The organism is Jejuibacter sp. L23 (genome assembly GCF_050815825.1).
Classification (GTDB): Bacteria; Pseudomonadota; Gammaproteobacteria; order Enterobacterales; family Enterobacteriaceae; genus Jejubacter; species Jejubacter calystegiae.
Genome location: NZ_CP138199.1, coordinates 4664963 through 4686142, shown reverse-complemented (window position 1 = coordinate 4686142; position 21180 = coordinate 4664963). Strand labels below are relative to the sequence as shown.

The following is a 21180-nucleotide window of genomic DNA, read 5'->3' as shown; positions in this document are numbered from 1 at the left end:
TCATAGGGGCGTGCGGCATCCAGTCCTTACCCTATCAGAGTCTGAACTCTTCCCCAAGATACACGCGTTTCACCTGGTCGTCCTTGAGGATCTCATCAGGCGTACCATGGGCAATCAGGTGCCCCTGGCTGACGATATAAGCGCGTTCGCAGACGGCCAGCGTCTCGCGAACGTTATGGTCGGTGATAAGCACCCCAAGACCGCTGTCGCGCAGGTGTTCGATAATGCGTTTGATGTCGATAACCGAGATGGGATCGACCCCTGCGAAGGGCTCATCCAGCAGGATAAATTTGGGATTAGCCGCCAGCGCGCGGGCGATTTCGACCCGTCGACGTTCCCCACCGGAGAGGGATTGACCCAGGTTATCGCGCAGGTGCTCGATGTGGAACTCTTCCATCAGCTCGTTGGCGCGATCGGTACGCTGTTCCGCCGATAGATCGTCGCGAATTTGCAGCACCGCCATCAGGTTGTCGAAGACGCTCAGGCGCCGAAAAATGGACGCTTCCTGAGGCAGATAGCCGATGCCGCGGCGGGCGCGGGCGTGCAGCGGCAGCAGACTGATGTCTTCATCGTCGATGATGATGTTACCGGCATCGCGCGGGACGATGCCCACCACCATGTAGAAGGTTGTGGTCTTACCGGCGCCGTTAGGGCCAAGCAGACCGACGATTTCACCGGACTCCACGGTCAGGCTGACATCTTCTACCACCTTTCGGCCCTTATAGGCCTTGGCGAGATTCTTTGCAGTGAGTGTTGCCATACGAAATTAGTTACTCTTCTGACCGGAATTGTTTTTATCCTGAAGCTGTGACGGTACCAGAACGGTTGTCACGCGTTTGCCTTTCTCACTGGAAGCCTGCATTTTCTGCTCTTTTACGAGATAGGTGATCTTATCGCCCTTGATGTTGCTGTCGAGCTGCTCCAGGTATGCATTACCGGTCAGGATGACATAATCATTCTGAAGCTCGTAGCGCATCTTGCTGCCGTGCCCTTTCACCGGTTTGCCGTTGTCCTGCATCTGGTAGAAAGTGGCAGGTTTACCATAGGCTTCCACCACCTCTCTACCTTTTTCGCCGCCCGGGCGGGTCACCACCACTTTGTCGGCGTTCACCTTGATCGTGCCCTGAGTCACCACCACGTTGCCGGTAAAGGTCACCACGTTGCCTTCCATATCCAGCGACTGCTGGTCGGATTCGATATGGATCGGCTTATCGGTGTCACCGGTAACTGCAAAGGCCGGGAGCGCTGCGGCAAAAAGCGTACCGGCCAGCAGGAGATTAAGGCTGTGTTTGTTTATTCTGGATTTCATATGAGGATCTAACCTTTTCAATCAGCTCGGCAGTTTTGCTGCGCAGGTTTCCGCGCATTTTCAGGCCTTTGGAATTAAATGTGGTCCCGTACAGCGTGACGAGGTCATCAGAAGTAACATCCTGTGTCACAAGGTTCACCTGGGCATTATCGGTGGTGATTCTACGCAATTGCGAATCTGGCGCCAGCGCGGTTACCACCACATTTCCGTACAAATACAGCATACGATCTTTAGTCAGTTTGGCGCGATCGGCGCGAACTGACCAGGTGGCGGTCTTATTTGCGTCGTTGGCGTCATAAACGGTCATCACTGGCAGAGTAAACCACGAAAGCTCTTCTGCGGAGAAATATTCCACGTGCTGAGCGACCAGTCGATAGTTCAACGCCCCCTGAGGGTTGTAAACGACGGTGTCGGAGTGCTCGCTCTTGTAGGTCGGCTCGTTACTGTTCACGGCTTCAGGCGCAGCATCGTCGAGGTCGGTCAGATTAATGCCGATCAGTACCAGTGCCACAATGGCCAGCCCGATAATGACCCAACGTTTCAGCTTACTCATAGGGATTGCCCTTTAGCCTCCTCCAGCTTGCCCTGCGCCAGCAGTAGCAGATCGCACACTTCGCGTACCGCGCCGCGGCCGCCTGCAATGCGGGTCACATAATCTGCTCGCGGCAGCAGCAGCGGATGGGCATCGGCAACGGCGACGCTCAGCCCCACTTCAGCCATGACCGGCCAGTCGATAAGATCATCGCCGATATATGCTACCCGATCGGCTGTTAATGAGAGTTTATGCAACAGCTCCTGAAAGGCCAGCCGTTTATCTGACTGCCCCTGGTAAAGATGTGTAATACCGAGCGTTTTACAGCGATCCTCAAGCAGCTTCGCATCGCGTCCGGTGATGATCGCCACCTCGATATCGGAGGTCAGGGCGCAGCGAATGCCGTAACCGTCACGCACGTTAAAGGCTTTTAGCTCTTCGCCGTTGTTGCCCATATAGATCAGGCCGTCGGACATCACGCCGTCGACATCGAGAATCAGCAGGCGAATATTCTGCGCCCGATTCATGACCTGCGAGCTTACCGGACCATAACAGGTGGCAAGCATTGCTTCCTGGTTGCTCATTACCGCTTATCCTTCTTTACACTACGCCAGCGCGCAGTAAGTCATGCATATGTAACACACCGCGTAGTTTGTCGCCATCGGCAACCATCACCGAGGTGATATGGCGGCTCTGCATCAGGTTGAGTGCATCGACGGCCAGAATATCCGGACGTACGCGAATACCGCCTGAGGTCATCACATCGGTGATATGGAGCTGATAGAGATCGACGCCGGTGTCGAATACCCGGCGCAGGTCGCCGTCGGTGAAGATGCCTTCAATGGTCATATCGTCGTCGCAGACAACCGTCATCCCCAGATTTTTGCGAGTGATCTCCAGCAGCGCGTCGCGTAGTGTCGCCTCTTTACTGACGCGGGGAATTTCATCGCCGGTGTGCATAATGTCGTTAACCCGTAGCAGCAGTTTGCGCCCCAGCGCGCCGCCGGGGTGGGAGAGCGCGAAATCTTCGGCGGTAAAACCGCGGGCTTTCAGCAGCGCTACAGCCAGGGCATCGCCCATGACCAGTGTTGCGGTCGTGCTGGTGGTCGGCGCCAGTCCCAGCGGACAGGCCTCCTGGGGAACTGTAATGCACAGATGGACGTCGGCGGCGCGCCCCATGGCGCTTTCCGGGCGGCCAGAGATGCAGATCAGCGGTACCCGCAGGCGCTTCAGCACCGGGATCAGCGCCAGAATCTCGCTGGATTCGCCGGAGTTGGAGATGGCGATAACGACATCCTGCGCCGTTACCATGCCCAGATCGCCGTGGCTGGCCTCACCGGGATGCACAAAGAAGGAAGGTGTGCCGGTACTGGCGAAGGTGGCTGCCATCTTGCGGCCAATATGGCCCGATTTCCCCATGCCCATGACCACGACTTTGCCGGGGCAGTGGAAAATCATTTCGCAGGCGCGCGAGAAGTCCTCATTGATATACTGCGTCAGTTGATTAATCCCTTCACGTTCGATCTCCAGCACCTCTTTACCCGCTTGCTGAAAGTCGAAACCGGGCGGTATAGCAATCTGCGACATAATCTTTTCCAGTTATTCAACGAGACGAGGAGCCGTGATAAACAGCACCGTCATCCATATTAAAAATCCACAGGTTAACAGGGCGCCTACCGTGCGTCCGATATGGCGCGTCTTACGCCAGCACAGCAGAGCAAAAAGTACGCTGACCACCAGCATCAGACCATAGTCCCGAACTATAGCCTGCGGGTCAAAGGCGCCAGGCGAGAGCAGCGCCGGCAGCCCAAGCACGATGGCGATATTAAAAATGTTAGCGCCAATAATATTACCGATGGCGATATCGTCCTCGCCTTTACGTGCGCCAGCAATCACCGTCGCCAGCTCAGGCAAACTGGTGCCAACGGAGATGATCGTCAGGCCTGGCAGCAGCTCGCTCACTGAAAAGGCGTTAGCCAGCACGGTGGCGTTATCGATCACCATTCGGGTGGCCACCGGCATAATCAGCAGCGCAACGCCCAGCCAGAGAAACGCGACCGGCTGGCTTACGCCGCGCGGTAATTCCAGCATTTGCTCATTGGTCAGGCTATCATTACCCTGACGTTGGGCGAGACGGGCAATCTTAACGGTAAACAGCAGATAAAGCACGGCGGTTGCCAGCAATATCACGCCATCCAGTCGGCTCAGGTTGCCGTCATACAGCAAAAAGCCGCACAGAACGCTGAGCGCCAACATTAAGGGTAACTCGCGGCGCAGAATATCGGAATGTACGGTAAAGGGGTGCAGTAACGCGCCCAGACCCAGTATCAGCAGAATATTGGTGATATTAGAGCCAAGCGCCGTTCCTACTGCCAGATCCAACTGGCCATGCAGCCCCGCCGCCGCCGAAACAATAATTTCTGGCAGGGAAGTACCGATACTGACTACGGTCAGACCAATAATCAGAGGTGGAACGCCCAGGCTCTGGCCAAGAATCGACGCGGCAAATACCAGCCGGTCTGCGCCATAAACAACCAGAAGTAACCCGATGATTAACAGAGCCGTAGCTAAAAGCATGCAGAATCCTCAAGGAAGGTATAATCGCCGGTCCATTGGCTGGAAACCCCGGGCGCGCATACAGTTCTGTGTTAGTTGCGTTTAATTCTTAATTTTGACTTTTAGAAGGGAAAAAGTAAAACAAATGCCAGCTTTAGCTAACCCGGCGCGTTATTCTTCTGTAAGAATGCGGGGTTTTGATGAATGCTCTGCCACAGAGCGAATCTTATGCGGTAAACAGGAACTCAATTGATGAGCCAGACGCAGACGAATCTGGTCGAGGTTCGGGGAGTCAGCTTCTCGAGAGGGGAGCGGCGTATCTTTGACGAGATTACGCTCTCGGTACCCCGGGGCAAGATCTCGGCGATTATGGGCCCTTCAGGCATCGGTAAAACGACGCTGTTGCGCCTGATCGGCGGCCAGATCCCGCCGGATACCGGGGAGATTCTCTTCGACGGAGAAAACATACCCGCCATGTCACGCTCGCGGCTTTACCAGGTGCGCAAACGGATGAGTATGCTGTTCCAGTCCGGGGCGCTCTTTACCGATCTCACCGTATTTGAAAACGTGGCCTGGCCGCTGCGCGAGCATACCCGGCTGCCGGAGCCGCTGCTGCATAGCACGGTGATGATGAAGCTGGAGGCGGTAGGACTGCGGGGCGCGGCGTCGCTGATGCCTTCCGAACTGTCCGGCGGTATGGCGCGCCGTGCAGCACTGGCGCGCGCTATCGCGCTTGAGCCGGATCTGATCATGTTCGATGAGCCTTTTGTCGGTCAGGATCCCATTACCATGGGAGTGCTGGTGAAGCTGATCTCCGAGCTGAACAGCTCGCTGGGTGTCACCTGTATTGTGGTTTCCCACGACGTGCCAGAGGTGCTGAGCATCGCGGATCACGCCTGGATTATCGCGGATCGTCGGGTGGTGGCTGAAGGCTCGCCCCAGTCGCTTGCGGATAATCAGGATCCCCGGGTGCGCCAGTTCCTGGACGGCATCGCCGACGGTCCGGTTCCGTTCCGCTACCCCGCCGGGGACTACCAACACGATCTAACAGGAACAGGGAGTTGAGCCACTCATGCTTCTAAATGCACTGGCGTCGTTCGGCCGTCGTGGGATAGCGACCTGCGCCGCGTTCGGGCGTGCCGGGTTAATGTTGTTTAACGCGCTGGTGGGCAAGCCGGAATTCCGTAAACACGCCCCACTGTTGGTTAAGCAACTCTATAACGTTGGCGTACTGTCGCTGATGATTATCATCGTTTCCGGGCTGTTTATCGGGATGGTGCTGGGGCTCCAGGGCTATCTGGTGCTGACCACCTACAGTGCGGAAACCAGTCTTGGCATGATGGTGGCGCTATCGCTGCTGCGGGAGCTGGGGCCGGTGGTGACGGCGCTGTTGTTTGCCGGGCGTGCGGGCTCCGCCCTGACGGCGGAGATCGGCCTGATGAAGGCCACCGAGCAGCTTTCCAGTATGGAGATGATGGCGGTGGATCCGCTGCGCAGGGTCGTTTCGCCGCGCTTCTGGGCCGGTATGATTTCGCTGCCGCTGCTATCGGTGATTTTTGTCGCCGTCGGGATTCTGGGCGGCGCGCTGGTGGGCGTGACCTGGAAAGGCATCGACGCCGGCTTCTTCTGGTCCGCCATGCAGAATGCGGTTGACTGGCGTATGGATCTGGTGAACTGCGTGATTAAGAGCGTAGTGTTCGCCGTAACCGTAAGCTGGATAGCGCTGTTTAACGGCTATGATGCGGTGCCGACCTCCGCGGGAATTAGTCGGGCAACCACGCGTACCGTCGTGCATGCGTCGCTGGCGGTGCTGGGTCTGGATTTTGTGCTGACGGCACTGATGTTTGGGAATTAAGTGAATGCAAACCAAGAAATCTGAAATCTGGGTCGGCGCGTTTTTGTTGATAGCGCTGGTGGCCGCCATTTTCCTGTGTCTGAAGGTGGCTAACGTCACCGCGCTGAACAGCGAGCCAACTTATCGTCTGTATGCGACCTTCGATAATATCGGTGGTCTGAAGGAGCGCTCGCCTATTCGTATCGGCGGGGTGACTATTGGCCGGGTGCACGATATCTCCCTTGACCCGAAGAGCTATCTGCCGCGGGTAGCGATGGACATCGAACAGCGTTATAACCATATTCCGGATACCAGCTCGCTGGCGATCCGCACCTCCGGGCTTCTGGGAGAGCAGTACCTGGCGATGAATATCGGCTTCGAGGATCCAGAGCTGGGAACCGCTATTCTTAAGGATGGTGATACCATTCAGGACACCAAGTCGGCGATGGTGCTGGAGGATCTGATCGGTCAGTTCCTGTACAAGAGCAACAGCGACGATAATAAGAACCCGGGCGATGGCGATAAGGCCGCGGCCGGAGATAATGGAACACAGCCGCAACCCGGCACGACGAAGTAATTCAGGAGAAAATTCATATGATTAAACGTATGTTAATGGTCGCTATGCTGGTGATTGCGCCGCTGGCAACAGCGGTAGCCGCGGATATGTCCAATCCTTATCAGGTGATGAACGAAGCGGCGAAAAAAACCTTCGATCGTCTGAAACGCGAACAGCCGCAGATTCGTCAGAACCCGGACCATCTGCGCGACGTGGTCGATCAGGAACTGCTGCCCTACGTGCAGGTAAAATATGCCGGTGCCCTGGTGCTGGGTCGTTACTATAAAGAGGCGACTCCGGCGCAGCGCGAAGCCTACTTCGCTGCTTTCCGCGAATATCTGAAACAGGCCTACGGCCAGGCGCTGGCGATGTATCACGGCCAGACTTACCAGGTCGCTCCCGAAAAGCCGTTGGGCGACGCCACCATAGTGCCGATTCGCGTTACTATCATCGATCCCAACGGTCGTCCGCCGGTACGACTGGACTTCCAGTGGCGTAAGAACACCCAGAGCGGCAACTGGCAGGCCTACGACATGATTGCCGAAGGCGTCAGCATGATCACCACCAAACAGAATGAATGGAGCGATCTGCTGCGCACTAAAGGCATCGATGGTCTGACCGAACAGCTGAAATCTATCTCTAAACAGAAAATCACCCTGGACGAGAAAAAGTAATGTCCGCATCGCTACGCTGGGCACGTCAGGGCGAGACCCTGAACCTGGAAGGCGTACTCGAGGAGCAGACCCTGCGTCCACTGTGGGACGCACGGGCTGAAGTGAGCCGCGACCTGCGGTATATCGCGTTGCAGGGGTTGGAACGGGTAGATACCGCAGGCCTGGCGTTGCTGGTGCATCTGGTTGCTCTCGCCTCATCTTCTGGTCAGTCGGTGACGATTAGCGGCGTTAGCCCCAGCCTGCAGACCCTGGCCCGGCTCTACAATTTGCCGTCAGGCGCCTTTCCCACAGACGGCCTCTAATTTTCAGCACTTTACCTGGCGGCCCGGATGATTGTTACAATCCGGGCCGCTTTGCCTGTTTAAGCGTGCGCCACTTTCCTCTAAGATGTGGGGCTGTTTTACTATCCGACGAAGTGATCCCATGGAAAATCATGAAATTCAGACAGTGCTGATGAATGCACTGCCCCTTCAGGAAGCCCACGTCTCTGGCGATGGCAGCCACTTTCAGGTTATCGCGGTGGGTGACCTGTTCGCCGATATGAGTCGCGTTAAGAAGCAGCAGGCTGTTTATGCGCCGCTGATGGAGCTGATTGCCGAAAATCGCATTCACGCGGTCTCCATTAAGGCTTATACCCCGCAGGAGTGGGAACGCGACCGTAAATTAAACGGCTTTTAAGCTATGGGCAGTGCGCCGGTAGCAGAGATTGAATAATAGAGAACTGTTGAATGGATAAGTTTCGTGTACAGGGCCCGACCCGGTTGAGCGGCGAAGTGGCGATTTCCGGAGCGAAAAACGCGGCCCTGCCGATTTTGTTCGCGGCTCTGCTGGCTGAAGAGCCGGTGGAGATTCAGAATGTTCCAAAACTCAGGGACATCGATACCACCATGAAGCTGCTCAGCCAGCTGGGCACCAAAGTGGAGCGTAATGGTTCTGTCTGGATCGATGCCAGCAAGGTCGACATCTTCTGTGCGCCTTATGAACTGGTTAAAACCATGCGCGCTTCCATCTGGGCTCTGGGGCCGCTGGTGGCACGCTTTGGTCAGGGTCAGGTCTCACTGCCGGGAGGATGTGCTATCGGCGCGCGTCCTGTGGATCTGCATATCAGCGGCCTGGAGCAACTGGGCGCAGAGATCAAGCTGGAAGAGGGCTACGTTAAAGCATCGGTTAATGGCCGTCTGAAAGGGGCGCATATCGTGATGGATAAGGTAAGCGTTGGCGCTACCGTGACCATCATGACTGCGGCGACGCTGGCGGAAGGCACTACCGTCATCGAAAACGCGGCGCGGGAGCCGGAAATTGTCGATACCGCCAACTTCCTGAACGAACTGGGCGCGAAGATCAGCGGCATGGGCAGCGATCGCATCACCATTGAAGGGGTAGAGCGACTGGGCGGCGGCGTATGGCGCGTACTGCCGGATCGCATTGAAACCGGCACCTTCCTGGTGGCTGCGGCAGTTTCCGGCGGTAAGGTGATGTGTCGCAATGCCTGCCCGCACACGCTCGATGCCGTGCTGGCCAAATTGCGTGATGCCGGTGCCGATATTGAGACCGGTGATGACTGGATAAGTCTGGATATGCACGGCAAGCGCCCGAAGGCGGTAAACGTGCGTACTGCACCGCATCCGGGATTCCCGACCGATATGCAGGCCCAGTTCACGCTGCTGAATATGGTAGCGGAAGGGACTGGCGTCATCACCGAAACCATCTTTGAAAACCGCTTTATGCACGTTCCCGAGCTGATTCGTATGGGCGCGCACGCGGAGATCGAAAGCAATACCGCGATTTGTCACGGCGTTGAGCATCTGTCCGGCGCTCAGGTTATGGCGACCGACCTGCGCGCTTCTGCGAGCCTGGTACTGGCGGGCTGTATTGCGGAAGGTGCCACGGTGGTGGAGCGTATCTACCATATCGATCGCGGCTATGAACGTATTGAAGATAAGCTGCAGGCGCTGGGCGCCAGAATCGAGCGCATCTCCGGCGAAGAATAATCGCTGAGATAAGAGCAAAAAACGGGGCCTGATTGGCCCCGTTTCGTTTTTAGCGCTGGCGAATGGAACGCCTTCTGTCGATAAACTCGTGGGTAACAGGATCGTGGTAGCGGGATGGCCAGATCACCCACGGGTCAATGCCTAACGCTTCGGCGATCAACCGTTCGCCTTTCGGCCAGGGGCGGCTAAGCGCGTTGGCAAGCGTGGACGAGCTAAGACCGGCACTGCGTGAAACCGCCGCCAGTGATGTTCCCTTTTTACGAAGCGCTGCGATGATATCGGCAGAGTGCCAGTCGACGAATTGGTTTTTCATGTTTTCTCCCTGTCAGCAGAATGTGCCATAGCTCCGGTGACTTCATTGCCTTCTGTTTATAACATAAACAGTTACCAATGGTTCCTGTAAGTTTCTAATACGCGCTGAAATGTGGACTGATGCACAGAGGAGAATGAAACGGGTGAAACCCGCGCCGGACGACGCGGGGGAGATTAGTGATTACGCTGTACGGCGATATGCGCCAGCGCCACCAGGGCTTCACGCTGCGGCGTGTCCGGCAGGGCGGCGAGGGCGGCGATGGCTTTATCGGCCTCTTCCTCCGCACGCTGACGGGTCCATTCCAGCGATCCGCAGGCGGCCATTGTTTCCAGAACCGGTTCCAATAAATGACGGCCGTTGCCTTCCTCAATAGCCTGACGGATCATCCGGGCCTGTTCCGGCGTGCCGTTCTGCATGGCGTGCAGTAGCGGTAGTGTCGGCTTGCCTTCATTCAGATCGTCGCCGACATTCTTGCCCAGAGTTTCGCCATCGGCGCTGTAATCCAGCAGATCGTCGATAAGCTGGAAAGCGGTACCCAGATAACGGCCATAATCCTGCAACGCCTGTTCCTGCTCCGGCGTCGCACCGGCCAGAATTCCCGCACACTGGCTGGCGGCCTCGAACAGGCGGGCAGTCTTGCTATAGATAACCCGCATATAGCTTTCTTCCGTGATGTCCGGATCGTTGACGTTCATCAACTGCAGTACTTCGCCTTCAGCGATAACGTTGACCGCTTCGGACATCACTTCCAGCACCTTTAATGAGCCCAGACGGGTCATCATCTGGAAGGCGCGGGTATAGATAAAGTCACCCACCAGCACGCTGGCGGCGTTTCCGAAGGCGGCGTTGGCTGTCGCCTTGCCGCGACGCATATCCGACTCGTCCACAACATCGTCGTGCAGCAGGGTGGCCGTGTGGATAAACTCAATCAGCGCGGCGAGCGTGATGTGGGCATCCCCCTGATAGTCGAGCGCCCGGGCAGAGAGCACGGCGATTATGGGGCGAATGCGCTTTCCACCGCCGCTAACGATGTAGTATCCCAACTGATTGATAAGCTGAACATCAGTGCTGAGTTGCTCAAGGATGACTGCGTTGACACCCGCCATATCTTGCGCGGTTAACTGATTAATATTCTCTAAATTCATCGCAAAAATCTGGCTATCGTCCTGTTGACCACACATCCCTACGGGATAACGTAATGGGGAATCGTATACTCAATTGTACGGATTGTACCGTAAAAACGCGGCAGATAAACGGCGCCGTCGCAGTTGCGTTTTTTTTCTGTACAGAACGTCGATCGGGCTTGTCAAAGCCTCACTATTTGCGTAATATTCGCGCCCTATTGTGAATATTTGTAGCGCAGCCTGAATCCAAAGAAAGGCCAGCGCGGAAAGCGGAGTTTTTTATGTACGCAGTTTTCCAAAGTGGTGGTAAACAACACCGAGTAAGCGAAGGTCAGACCGTTCGCCTGGAAAAGCTGGACATCGCAACTGGTGAATCCGTTGAATTCAACGAAGTTCTGATGGTTGCTGATGGCGAAGATGTCAAAATCGGCGTTCCTTTCGTTGATGGCGGCGTAATCAAAGCTGAAATCATTGCTCACGGTCGCGGCGAGAAAGTTAAGATCGTTAAGTTCCGTCGTCGTAAGCATCACCGTAAGCAGCAGGGTCACCGTCAGTGGTTCACTGATGTGAAGATCACTGGTATCAGCGCTTAATACAGGGGAGCAGGTAAAATGGCACACAAAAAGGCTGGCGGCTCAACTCGTAACGGTCGCGATTCAGAAGCTAAACGTCTGGGCGTAAAACGCTTTGGCGGTGAAGCAGTTCTGGCAGGTAGCATCATCGTTCGTCAGCGTGGCACCAAATTCCACGCAGGCACTAACGTTGGTTGCGGCCGTGACCACACTCTGTTCGCTTTGACTGACGGTAAAGTTAAGTTCGAAGTGAAAGGCCCGAAAAACCGTAAATTTATCAGCATCGTCGCTGAATAAGTTTTTCGAGTCCCGGTAACGGATAGAGCCCCGCAACACGTTGCGGGGCTTTTTATTATTCTGGGGCAGGCAGTTGCCGCAACAGGGGAAAGAGTGATGAAACAGCAGGCCAGCGTCGGTTTCGTTCTGGCAATCGTGACCGCGATGTGCTGGGGTGCGCTACCGATAGCCATGAAGCAGGTGCTGGAGGTCATGGATCCTCCTACTGTGGTGTTTTATCGTTTCCTGCTGGCCGGGATTGGGCTGGCGCCCATTCTGGCGATGCGCGGTCAACTACCGCCCTTGCGGATGTTCCGTAAGCCTCGCTGGCTCGGCTTACTGGCGATAGCCACCGGCGGCCTGTTCGGTAACTTTATCCTGTTCAGCTCCTCGCTTCAGTACCTGAACCCCACCGCTTCCCAGGTGATTGGTCAGCTTTCACCGGTTGGATTGATGGTGGCAAGCGTGATTGTGCTTAAAGAGAAGATGCGCGGTACCCAGGTGGTCGGCGCGCTAATGCTGCTGAGCGGGCTGATCATGTTTTTCAACACCAGTCTGGTGGAGATCTTCACCCGGCTGACGGATTACACCTGGGGCGTGATTTTCGGCGTTGGCGCCGCATCGTCATGGGTGTGCTATGGCCTGGCCCAAAAAGTTCTGTTACGCCGTCTGGCATCACAGCAGATTTTATTATTGTTGTATATTTTATGTACAATAGCCTTGTTGCCGCTGGCAAGCCCTGGGGTCATCATGCAGCTCGATAGCTGGCAGCTTGCCTGTCTTATCTTCTGTGGGTTGAATACCCTGGTTGGATATGGTGCCCTGGCGGAAGCGATGGCTCGCTGGCAGGCGGCGCAGGTCAGCGCCCTGATTACGCTGACGCCGCTGTTTACACTGCTGTTTTCTGAATTGTTGTCACTCGCCTGGCCCCTGGTCTTCGACAGACCGATGCATAATTTGCTGGCGCTGGTGGGGGCTTTCGTCGTGGTATCGGGCGCGATGTATTCCGCTATCGGTCACCGTCTGTGGGGCGGTTTACGTAAGCGTGACGCGGCGGTGGCAATGACCACTACCCGCCCGGGCGAATGAGTTACGGAGAAGTAAGATGAAGTTTGTTGATGAAGCGAAGATTCTGGTCGTCGCGGGTGATGGTGGTAACGGTTGTATCAGTTTCCGCCGCGAAAAATATATCCCGAAAGGGGGCCCGGATGGCGGTGATGGCGGTGATGGGGGAGACGTCTGGCTGGAGGCCGATGAGAACCTGAACACCCTGATCGACTATCGCTTTGAGAAAGCGTTTCGGGCCGAGCGGGGCCAGAACGGCCAGAGCCGTGACTGTACCGGCAGGCGGGGTAAAGATGTCTCCATTAAAGTGCCGGTAGGAACCCGTGTGGTCGACCAGGGCACTGGCGAAGTCATGGGCGATATGACCAAACATGGTCAACGTCTGATGGTTGCCAAAGGGGGCTGGCACGGCCTGGGCAATACCCGTTTTAAATCTTCGGTTAACCGAACGCCGCGTCAGAAGACTAACGGCACGCCGGGCGATAAGCGCGATCTACTGCTGGAACTGATGCTGCTGGCGGATGTCGGCATGCTGGGACTGCCTAATGCCGGCAAATCCACCTTTATTCGTTCGGTCTCGGCAGCGAAACCGAAAGTGGCGGACTATCCGTTTACCACCCTGGTGCCAAGCCTGGGCGTGGTGCGTATGGACAGCGAAAAGAGCTTCGTGGTGGCGGATATTCCCGGGTTGATTGAAGGGGCGGCGGAAGGCGCCGGCCTGGGCATTCGCTTCCTGAAGCATCTGGAACGCTGCCGGGTACTGCTGCACCTGATCGATATTGCGCCTATCGATGAGTCCGATCCGGTTGAAAATGCCCGGGTGATTATCAGCGAGCTGGAAAAATACAGCAGCAAGCTGGCTGAGAAGCCGCGCTGGCTGGTGTTTAACAAAGTCGATCTGATGGACAGGGCAGAGGCGGAAGCGAAGGCTCAGGAAATCGCCGACGCTCTGGGCTGGGAAGGTAAGCATTACCTGATCTCCGCAGCCAGCCACGACGGCGTGAACGCGCTGTGCTGGGATGTGATGAATTTCATCATTGAGAACCCGGTCAATAAGGAAGAAGGCGAGCAGCAGCCTGAGAAGGTCGAATTCATGTGGGATGACTACCATCGTCAGCAGCTGGAAGAGACGGCCAGCGAAGCAGAAGATGACGACTGGGACGATGACTGGGATGAAGACGACGACGAAGGCGTAGAGATTATCTACGAGCGCTAATCGTCAGAATACGCCCTGCGTTACCTTCACAAGAGAAGAAGGGACGCGGGGCGTTTTTTAATCGATATGGGTTGGTAGCCAGCAGCCCGCCTCAAGACCTTCGCTATCGCGACGGTTTTCCAGAATAATTTTCCCCCGATGAAGCTGCACGATGCGCTGAATAATACTTAGCCCAAGGCCGCTGCCGCCGTAGCGCTGATCGAGGCGGCGAAACGGCTCGGTAATTTTCAGCCGATGTTCCTCATCAATGCCGGGGCCCTCATCGATAACCGTCAGCTGCGTTCCTTCCTGCTGCTGGCTCAGCCGCACATCAATAACGCCGCCCTCCGGTCCGTAACGGCAGGCATTCTCCAGCAGATTACGCAGCATCAGGCGTAACAACACCGCGTCGCCTTCCACCATCAGGGGGGAAGACGCCGGCCAAATAATGCGTTGTTGGCGCTGCTGCGCCATCTCTTCCGCCTCCATGGTTAACGGGGCGATAATGTCGTTGCGCCAGTTCACGGTGGTGTAGTGGCCGCTGGCCAGCGCCTGACCGGCCCGTGACAGCATCAGTAGCTGACCAACGGTATGCATCAGGCGATCGATGCGCTCAATCAGCAACCCGGCCTGGGGCATTCCCTGCTGCTCCAGCAGTTCCAGATGCAGGCGGATGCCTGCCAGCGGCGTGCGGAGCTCGTGGGCGGCGTCGGCGGTGAACAGCCGCTCCTGCTGAATGGTGCTGTCCAGACGCGCCAACAGTTGGTTAATGGAGGTGGTGACGGCCGCCACCTCTTCCATATCGGTATACATCGGCAACGGCGAAAGATTATCGGCGGAACGGCTGGCAAGGCTACTGCGCAGACGGTTCAGCGGCCGGGTGATCCAGCTTACGGCCCAGAACGAGAAGAACAGGGTGAAACCCACCATCACCAGCGAAGGCACCAGCAGCGAGGCGATGGCCTCGTGAATCTCTTTTTCCACGTGCTGATTGCGGGTTTGTGCTGACAGCGTCTCATTAACCAGAAAGCCGATTTGCTCCTGGCTTTCATGCCACAGCCAGATAACGCTCACCAGTTGAAAGAACAGCAGAATCGCCGCCAGCATAATCATCAGACGGCGGCGCATGCTGTTCACTGGATTTTCTCCAGCCGGTAGCCGACGCCGCGCACCGTTTTAATGCGCTCTTTGCCCAGCTTGCGGCGCAGGTTATGGATATGCACTTCCAGGGTGTTGGAGCCGGGGTCGTCCTGCCAGCTATAGATATCCTGTTGGAGCGTTTCGCGGTGAACGGTCTGGCCGACCCGCATTATCAGGCGGCAGAGCAGAGCAAATTCTTTGGGGGTGACTTCCACCGGTTGGCCGCCCAAAAGTACCTGCTGAGTTTGCAGGTTGAGGGTCAAATCGTCTTGCTGCAGCAGGTTATCGCTCTGGCCCTGCCAGCGGCGGATCAGCGCCCGCACCCTGGCCTGAAGTTCAGTCAGGGCGAAAGGCTTGACCAGGTAGTCATCAGCGCCGGCATCCAGCCCCTGAACCCGATCTTCCAGCGCGTCGCGGGCGGTCAGGATCAGGACCGGATTACTGGTGCCGCGGCGACGCCACTGGCTTAACAGCGTGGCGCCGTCTTTGTCCGGCAGGCCGAGATCGAGGATCACCAGACTGTATTCGCCGCTCTGGATCAGCGCGTCCGCTTCGGCGGCGCTGGCCGCACAATCCAGGGCATAACCTTCGTTACCCAGCGCCTGGGCCAGCCCCTGTTGCAGCAGTAAATCGTCTTCGACAATGAGTAGCTTCATAGTCAGTTATTCCGGTAGATATCCTTATAAAGCCGCCCTTCGAAGCGGGATAAAGGAATACGACGGTTACGATAATCGGCCGGCGGTACGGCGTAGCCGGACAGGAACTGGACGAACGCCATTTTCTGACCGCTGGCAGTCGTGATAAAGCCAGCCAGATTATACACCCCTTGCAGCGATCCGGTCTTGGCGGAAACTTTGCCATTGACCCCCGCGATATCCAGACCGGCGCGATACTGCAGCGAGCCGTCGTGACCCGCCAGCGGCAGCATTGAAATAAAGTTCAGCTCGCTGTCGTGGGCAGCAATGTACTGCAGCACCTTCATCATGGTGGTTGGCGAGATCAGGTTGTGACGTGACAGGCCAGAGCCGTCCACAACGATGGTATTACCCAGATCGATACCCGCCTTTTGTCGCAGCAACTGGCGTACCGCATCGGCACCGGCGCGCCAGGTACCCTGAACGCCGAAGTATTCGCGACCAATGGTACGGAAAACGGTATCGGCGATCATGTTATCGGACTTCTTCAGCATAATGCGCAGCAGATCGTGCAGTGGCGGCGAATTCACGCTGGCAATGACGGTGCCGGGCTCTTCCGGTTTGGTCTGGCGCATCAGGGAGCCGTCGTAACTAATGCCTGCGGTTTTCAGTTCGTCTTTGATGATCGCGCCGGCATAGCCGGCACCATCCTGAATCGCGAAGGCGAGCGGCAGCGGATCGCTGCGCTGGGGCAGGCAGCCGGTCAGGGTATAGCGGTTAAGATCGCCCGGCACCACATCCAGTTCACAGTAGCGGGCGTCCGCCGAGCCGCGAGCCAGGGTACGCACCTGACTGAAAACGGTGACCGGATAGTATGAGGCGATACGCACAAAGGCGGTGTCGTTAGCTTTCGGCGCGCTGTAGAGCGAGACGGAAAAACAGTTGCGGTCGATAATGGCGGCCGACGGGGGGGCGCTGAAGCACTGGGTCATGTCGTTCCATGGCCAACCCGGCGCTTTATCGTGGCTGGTAAAGACCGAGGTGTCGATCAGGATGTTGCCGCTAATGCGCTGTACGCCCTCTTTTTTCAGCGCCGTCACCAGATTGCGAATATTCTGACGACGCAGAGTAGGATCGCCACTAAAGCGCGCGATCAAATCCCCCTGAAGTACGCCATCCTCCACATCGCCGCGGCGCTCCAGTGTGGTGGTAAAGCGATAGTCCGGACCCAACTGCAGCAGGGCCGCCAGCGCGGTAATCACCTTCTGGGTACTGGCCGGTAGCGCCATCTGCTGACCGTGGTAATCCATAGTTGGCGAACTCGCACCCACCTTCTGAGCCAGGAACGCAAGGTTGCTCCCGGCGGGGAGTTGCTGAACGTATTCATCCACACTGGCAGCCTGGGCGCTCAATGTAAAAATGCTGGTCAACCCGATTATAAAACTGGAAAATCGCATAAATCTCGCGGTTACGGCCTGGAAACGTGCCCGTCATACTACGGTGCATTGCACCGCAAAGTAAACGATGACCCCCGGGGAACTTCCGGGTAAAATGAGTATCAAATTGAAAAATTATCACTGACCCGGGGGTCTTCCCCGGGTCGGTTTTCTTTTGTTTCTTTCCCGGCTAAAAGCAGGACTTCCGGGCCAGGCCCGAGTGCCGACTGTGGTGTACCGATCCCAACAGGACAGTTTTAAGAGGTATAAGAAATGCAACCTATTCCGATGACTTTACGTGGTGCAGAAAAACTTCGCGAAGAGCTGGATCACCTGAAATCCGTCCGCCGCCCTGAGATCATTGCGGCGATTGCGGAAGCGCGTGAGCACGGCGATCTGAAAGAGAATGCTGAATACCATGCCGCCCGCGAACAGCAAGGCTTTTGCGAGGGGCGCATCAAGGATATTGAGGGCAAGCTCTCTAACGCGCAGGTGATTGATGTCACTAAAATGCCGAACAACGGTCGCGTTATCTTTGGAGCTACCGTTACCATTCTGAACCTCGATAGCGATGAAGAGCAGTGCTACCGTATCGTGGGTGATGATGAGGCGGATATTAAGCAGAATCTTCTCTCCGTCAATTCCCCTATCGCCCGTGGGCTGGTAGGCAAAGAGGTGGATGACGTGGTGGTGATCAAGACGCCGGGCGGAGAAGTCGAGTATGAGATCGTTAAGGTTGAGTACCTCTGATTTCTGCTACGCTTGTGTAATTGATGTCTGATTGTAAAGATAAGAAAAAGGCCGCGATGCGGCCTTTTAACAACTGAGGGGGCGTGGCATTTTGCACACACTCCGGCAAGAAATCGCCGTTTCTGGCTGTTACAGTAGCCCGAAACCGAGAGGGTTTCTTAGCGAGGAAGCGAAATTTTGCGCTCTTCAGAGGGACGATACAGCACAAGGGTTTTACCGATGACCTGGACATTGCAGGCGCCGGTCTCCCGCACGATAGCATCCACAATCAGGGCCCGGGTATCGCGGTCTTCCGCGGCAATCTTCACCTTGATTAACTCATGATGCGCCAGCGCTTGTTCAATCTCGGCCAGTACCCCTTCGGTCAAACCATTACCGCCAAGCTGTACGACGGGCTTAAGCGGATGTGCCAGACCTTTCAGGTGCTGTTTTTGTTTAGTACTCAGATTCATCGTGTTTTTTACTTACATTGGGATTGAAAACGGGCCATTCTACCGCCATCTCCCATTGAGAGTATAGCTAAGCTGGCGCAGTTTTTTTGAGCAGCGGCTTTACGATGAACCCGGATGGAATGCGAAATGACAGGTAAAAAGCGTTCTGCCAGCTCCAGTCGCTGGCTTCAGGAACACTTTAGCGATAAATATGTTCAACAGGCACAGAAAAAGGGGTTACGCTCCCGGGCCTGGTTTAAACTTGATGAAATACAGCAAAGTGACAAACTTTTTAAGCCGGGAATGACCGTTGTCGATCTTGGCGCCGCACCCGGAGGTTGGTCACAATATGTGGTAAGCCAAATTGGGGGCAAGGGCCGCATCATCGCTTGCGATCTTTTACCTATGGATCCTATTGTTGGTGTGGACTTTCTTCAGGGCGACTTTCGTGATGAATTAGTCGTGAATGCGCTAATGGAGCGTGTGGGCGATAGTAAAGTTCAGGTTGTCATGTCAGATATGGCGCCAAACATGAGCGGGACTCCGGCAGTAGATATTCCCCGCGCCATGTATCTGGTCGAACTGGCGCTCGATATGTGTCGCGATGTGCTGGCGCCGGGCGGAAGTTTTGTAGTGAAAGTTTTTCAGGGCGAAGGTTTCGATGAGTACCTGCGGGAAATTCGCTCCCTGTTTACGAAAGTGAAAGTTCGTAAACCGGACTCTTCTCGTGCCCGTTCACGCGAAGTGTACATTGTAGCGACCGGGCGTAAACTATAGTACCCTGACGCTGTTTGTTAACGCAGTTGTAATATGAGGTTAATCCCTTGAGTGACATGGCGAAAAACCTAATACTCTGGCTGGTCATCGCAGTCGTGCTGATGTCAGTATTCCAGAGCTTTGGGCCCAGCGAGTCAAATGGCCGTAGGGTGGATTACTCTACCTTCCTGCAAGAGGTCAATCAGGACCAGGTTCGCGAAGCGCGTATCAACGGACGTGAAATCAACGTTACCAAGAAAGATAGTAACCGATACACGACTTATATCCCCATCAACGATCCCAAACTGCTCGACAGCCTGGTTACCAAAAACGTAAAAGTCGTTGGTGAGCCGCCAGAAGAACCGAGCCTGCTGGCTTCTATCTTTATTTCCTGGTTCCCGATGCTGCTGTTGATCGGGGTTTGGATCTTCTTTATGCGCCAGATGCAGGGCGGCGGCGGTAAAGGCGCCATGTCATTCGGTAAGAGCAAGGCGCGGATGTTGACCGAAGACCAAATCAAAACCACTTTTGCCGACGTTGCAGGTTGCGACGAAGCCAAAGAAGAGGTGGGTGAACTGGTTGAGTATCTGCGCGAACCGAGCCGCTTCCAGAAACTGGGCGGTAAGATTCCGAAAGGCGTGCTGATGGTGGGCCCGCCGGGTACCGGTAAAACCCTGCTGGCGAAAGCGATCGCCGGTGAGGCGAAAGTCCCGTTCTTTACCATTTCGGGTTCCGACTTCGTAGAAATGTTCGTGGGTGTGGGCGCGTCTCGTGTCCGTGATATGTTCGAACAGGCGAAGAAAGCGGCACCCTGCATTATCTTCATCGATGAGATCGATGCCGTAGGTCGCCAGCGTGGCGCAGGTCTGGGGGGCGGTCACGACGAGCGCGAGCAGACTCTGAACCAGATGCTGGTTGAGATGGACGGCTTCGAAGGCAATGAAGGTATTATCGTTATCGCCGCGACCAACCGTCCGGACGTTCTGGACCCGGCGCTGCTGCGTCCTGGTCGTTTCGACCGTCAGGTTGTTGTCGGTCTGCCGGATGTACGCGGTCGTGAGCAGATCCTGAAGGTGCACATGCGCCGCGTGCCGCTGGCGACCGATATCGATGCTGCGATTATCGCGCGCGGTACCCCTGGCTTCTCCGGCGCCGACCTGGCTAACCTCGTTAACGAAGCGGCGCTGTTCGCTGCTCGCGGTAACAAACGCGTTGTGTCCATGGTGGAATTCGAGAAGGCGAAGGATAAGATCATGATGGGTGCGGAACGCCGCTCCATGGTGATGACCGAAGCCCAGAAGGAATCCACGGCGTATCACGAAGCGGGCCATGCCATTATCGGCCGCCTGGTGCCGGAACACGATCCGGTGCATAAAGTGACGATTATTCCGCGCGGTCGCGCGCTGGGTGTGACCTTCTTCCTGCCGGAAGGGGACGCCATCAGCGCCAGCCGTCAGAAGCTGGAAAGCCAGATCTCAACGCTGTACGGCGGTCGTCTGGCGGAAGAGATTATCTACGGTGTCGAGCATGTCTCCACCGGCGCCTCCAACGACATTAAAGTAGCCACTAACCTGGCGCGCAACATGGTGACCCAGTGGGGCTTCTCCGAGAAGCTGGGGCCGTTGCTGTACGCGGAAGAAGACGGCGAAGTCTTCCTGGGCCGTAGCGTCGCGAAAGCGAAGCATATGTCGGATGAGACCGCACGTATTATCGATCAGGAAGTGAAGGCGATGATTGAGCGTAACTACAATCGTGCCCGCCAGATCCTGAACGACAATATGGATATTCTGCACTCGATGAAAGACGCGCTGATGAAGTATGAGACTATCGATGCACCGCAGATCGACGATCTGATGGCGCGCCGTGAAGTCCGCCCGCCAGCGGGTTGGGAAGATCCGGGAACTTCCGGTGATTCCGGCAACAACACCGGCAGTAGCAGCGGCACGCCGCGTCCGACTGACGAACCGCGTGGCCCGACGCCGGGCAACACCGTGTCAGAGCAGACCGGCGACAAATAAGCGCTGACTGCAGTGTC

26 protein-coding genes are annotated in these 21180 nt (G+C 56.2%); 14 read left to right on the top strand and 12 right to left on the bottom strand.

Translation table 11 applies throughout. The features are described from left to right. Nucleotides 1-34: 34 nt before the first annotated feature. From lptB to SCU88_RS22315, 6 genes are read right to left on the bottom strand one after another with little or no spacing between them, the layout of a single operon-like run. Nucleotides 35-760, bottom strand: a complete 726-nt coding sequence (gene lptB / locus SCU88_RS22340) for an LPS export ABC transporter ATP-binding protein (protein ID WP_138094258.1) — start codon at nt 758-760, stop codon at nt 35-37. Between the two features lie 6 nt (nt 761-766). After that, a complete protein-coding gene (gene lptA / locus SCU88_RS22335) occupies nt 767-1309 on the bottom strand; it encodes a lipopolysaccharide ABC transporter substrate-binding protein LptA (protein WP_138094256.1) in 543 nt (180 codons plus the stop codon). Continuing rightward, a complete protein-coding gene (lptC, locus tag SCU88_RS22330; RefSeq protein WP_175340832.1) occupies nt 1278-1862 on the bottom strand; it encodes an LPS export ABC transporter periplasmic protein LptC in 585 nt (194 codons plus the stop codon). The genes lptA and lptC overlap by 32 nt, the downstream gene beginning before the upstream one ends. After that, nucleotides 1859-2425 (bottom strand): 3-deoxy-manno-octulosonate-8-phosphatase KdsC, encoded by a 567-nt coding sequence (gene kdsC, locus SCU88_RS22325; protein WP_138094252.1) that lies wholly within the window; start codon nt 2423-2425, stop codon nt 1859-1861. The genes lptC and kdsC overlap by 4 nt, the downstream gene beginning before the upstream one ends. 16 nt (nt 2426-2441) lie before the next feature. After that, on the bottom strand, nt 2442-3428 hold the full coding sequence (gene kdsD / locus SCU88_RS22320) for an arabinose-5-phosphate isomerase KdsD (protein ID WP_175340831.1): 987 nt from the start codon (nt 3426-3428) through the stop codon (nt 2442-2444). A gap of 12 nt (nt 3429-3440) precedes the next feature. Further along, nucleotides 3441-4418, bottom strand: coding sequence for a calcium/sodium antiporter (locus SCU88_RS22315; RefSeq protein ID WP_138094248.1), 978 nt, complete (start codon nt 4416-4418; stop codon nt 3441-3443). A 231-nt stretch (nt 4419-4649) separates the two neighbouring features. Between SCU88_RS22315 and mlaF the strand changes: the two genes are divergently transcribed. The 7 genes from mlaF to murA all read left to right on the top strand — a co-directional run bounded on the left by mlaF (nt 4650) and on the right by murA (nt 9452). Next, nucleotides 4650-5462 carry a phospholipid ABC transporter ATP-binding protein MlaF gene (mlaF, locus tag SCU88_RS22310; RefSeq protein WP_138094245.1) on the top strand — a complete coding sequence of 271 codons (813 nt, stop codon included), beginning with the start codon at nt 4650-4652 and terminating at the stop codon, nt 5460-5462. 7 nt (nt 5463-5469) lie between these two features. Next, on the top strand, nt 5470-6252 hold the full coding sequence (gene mlaE, locus SCU88_RS22305; protein ID WP_138094243.1) for a lipid asymmetry maintenance ABC transporter permease subunit MlaE: 783 nt from the start codon (nt 5470-5472) through the stop codon (nt 6250-6252). 4 nt (nt 6253-6256) lie between these two features. Then, a complete protein-coding gene (gene mlaD, locus SCU88_RS22300; RefSeq protein ID WP_138094241.1) occupies nt 6257-6808 on the top strand; it encodes an outer membrane lipid asymmetry maintenance protein MlaD in 552 nt (183 codons plus the stop codon). 17 nt (nt 6809-6825) lie between these two features. Next, nucleotides 6826-7461 (top strand): phospholipid-binding protein MlaC, encoded by a 636-nt coding sequence (gene mlaC / locus SCU88_RS22295; protein WP_138094239.1) that lies wholly within the window; start codon nt 6826-6828, stop codon nt 7459-7461. Beyond that, nucleotides 7461-7763, top strand: coding sequence for a lipid asymmetry maintenance protein MlaB (mlaB, locus tag SCU88_RS22290; RefSeq protein ID WP_138094237.1), 303 nt, complete (start codon nt 7461-7463; stop codon nt 7761-7763). Before mlaC ends, mlaB begins: the two co-directional genes overlap by 1 nt. 121 nt (nt 7764-7884) lie before the next feature. Then, entirely contained in the window at nt 7885-8139 is a 255-nt protein-coding gene (gene ibaG, locus SCU88_RS22285; RefSeq protein WP_138094235.1) for a BolA family iron metabolism protein IbaG, read from the top strand. A gap of 50 nt (nt 8140-8189) precedes the next feature. After that, entirely contained in the window at nt 8190-9452 is a 1263-nt protein-coding gene (gene murA / locus SCU88_RS22280; RefSeq protein ID WP_175340830.1) for a UDP-N-acetylglucosamine 1-carboxyvinyltransferase, read from the top strand. A 49-nt stretch (nt 9453-9501) separates the two neighbouring features. On the opposite strand, the gene sfsB is transcribed toward murA, so the two are convergent. Then, complete coding sequence (gene sfsB, locus SCU88_RS22275) at nt 9502-9765, bottom strand: DNA-binding transcriptional regulator SfsB (protein WP_138094231.1); 264 nt, start codon at nt 9763-9765, stop codon at nt 9502-9504. A gap of 173 nt (nt 9766-9938) precedes the next feature. Next, nucleotides 9939-10910, bottom strand: a complete 972-nt coding sequence (gene ispB / locus SCU88_RS22270; protein WP_175340829.1) for an octaprenyl diphosphate synthase — start codon at nt 10908-10910, stop codon at nt 9939-9941. 260 nt (nt 10911-11170) lie between these two features. Between ispB and rplU the strand changes: the two genes are divergently transcribed. From rplU to cgtA, 4 genes are all read left to right on the top strand, one after another. Beyond that, nucleotides 11171-11482: a 50S ribosomal protein L21 gene (gene rplU / locus SCU88_RS22265; RefSeq protein WP_138094227.1), complete on the top strand. Its 312-nt coding sequence runs from the start codon at nt 11171-11173 to the stop codon at nt 11480-11482. An 18-nt stretch (nt 11483-11500) separates the two neighbouring features. Then, nucleotides 11501-11758 (top strand): 50S ribosomal protein L27, encoded by a 258-nt coding sequence (rpmA, locus tag SCU88_RS22260; RefSeq protein ID WP_002434222.1) that lies wholly within the window; start codon nt 11501-11503, stop codon nt 11756-11758. A gap of 96 nt (nt 11759-11854) precedes the next feature. Then, the gene (locus SCU88_RS22255) at nt 11855-12826 is read left to right on the top strand and encodes a DMT family transporter (RefSeq protein ID WP_138099094.1); all 972 of its coding nucleotides are present in this window, start codon (nt 11855-11857) and stop codon (nt 12824-12826) included. Nucleotides 12827-12842: 16 nt separating this feature from the next. Continuing rightward, nucleotides 12843-14018, top strand: coding sequence for an Obg family GTPase CgtA (gene cgtA, locus SCU88_RS22250; protein WP_138094225.1), 1176 nt, complete (start codon nt 12843-12845; stop codon nt 14016-14018). 57 nt (nt 14019-14075) lie between these two features. Here the strand turns inward: cgtA and pmrB are convergent, their stop codons facing one another. From pmrB to dacB, 3 genes are read right to left on the bottom strand one after another with little or no spacing between them, the layout of a single operon-like run. Then, nucleotides 14076-15134: a two-component system sensor histidine kinase PmrB gene (gene pmrB / locus SCU88_RS22245; RefSeq protein WP_138094223.1), complete on the bottom strand. Its 1059-nt coding sequence runs from the start codon at nt 15132-15134 to the stop codon at nt 14076-14078. After that, a complete protein-coding gene (gene pmrA, locus SCU88_RS22240) occupies nt 15131-15793 on the bottom strand; it encodes a two-component system response regulator PmrA (RefSeq protein ID WP_138094221.1) in 663 nt (220 codons plus the stop codon). The genes pmrB and pmrA overlap by 4 nt, the downstream gene beginning before the upstream one ends. Nucleotides 15794-15795: 2 nt before the next feature. After that, complete coding sequence (gene dacB, locus SCU88_RS22235) at nt 15796-17229, bottom strand: serine-type D-Ala-D-Ala carboxypeptidase (protein WP_138094219.1); 1434 nt, start codon at nt 17227-17229, stop codon at nt 15796-15798. 252 nt (nt 17230-17481) lie between these two features. On the opposite strand from dacB, the gene greA reads away from it, so the two are divergent. Then, complete coding sequence (gene greA / locus SCU88_RS22230; RefSeq protein ID WP_138094217.1) at nt 17482-17958, top strand: transcription elongation factor GreA; 477 nt, start codon at nt 17482-17484, stop codon at nt 17956-17958. A gap of 158 nt (nt 17959-18116) precedes the next feature. Here greA and yhbY read toward each other — a convergent pair whose 3' ends face one another. Continuing rightward, nucleotides 18117-18410: a ribosome assembly RNA-binding protein YhbY gene (yhbY, locus tag SCU88_RS22225; protein ID WP_175340828.1), complete on the bottom strand. Its 294-nt coding sequence runs from the start codon at nt 18408-18410 to the stop codon at nt 18117-18119. 126 nt (nt 18411-18536) lie between these two features. Here yhbY and rlmE point away from each other — a divergent pair, with 126 nt between their 5' ends. Together rlmE and ftsH are read left to right on the top strand one after the other, a co-directional pair. Beyond that, nucleotides 18537-19166: a 23S rRNA (uridine(2552)-2'-O)-methyltransferase RlmE gene (gene rlmE / locus SCU88_RS22220; protein WP_138094213.1), complete on the top strand. Its 630-nt coding sequence runs from the start codon at nt 18537-18539 to the stop codon at nt 19164-19166. A gap of 56 nt (nt 19167-19222) precedes the next feature. Continuing rightward, the gene (ftsH, locus tag SCU88_RS22215) at nt 19223-21163 is read left to right on the top strand and encodes an ATP-dependent zinc metalloprotease FtsH (protein WP_175340827.1); all 1941 of its coding nucleotides are present in this window, start codon (nt 19223-19225) and stop codon (nt 21161-21163) included. Nucleotides 21164-21180 lie beyond the last annotated feature (17 nt).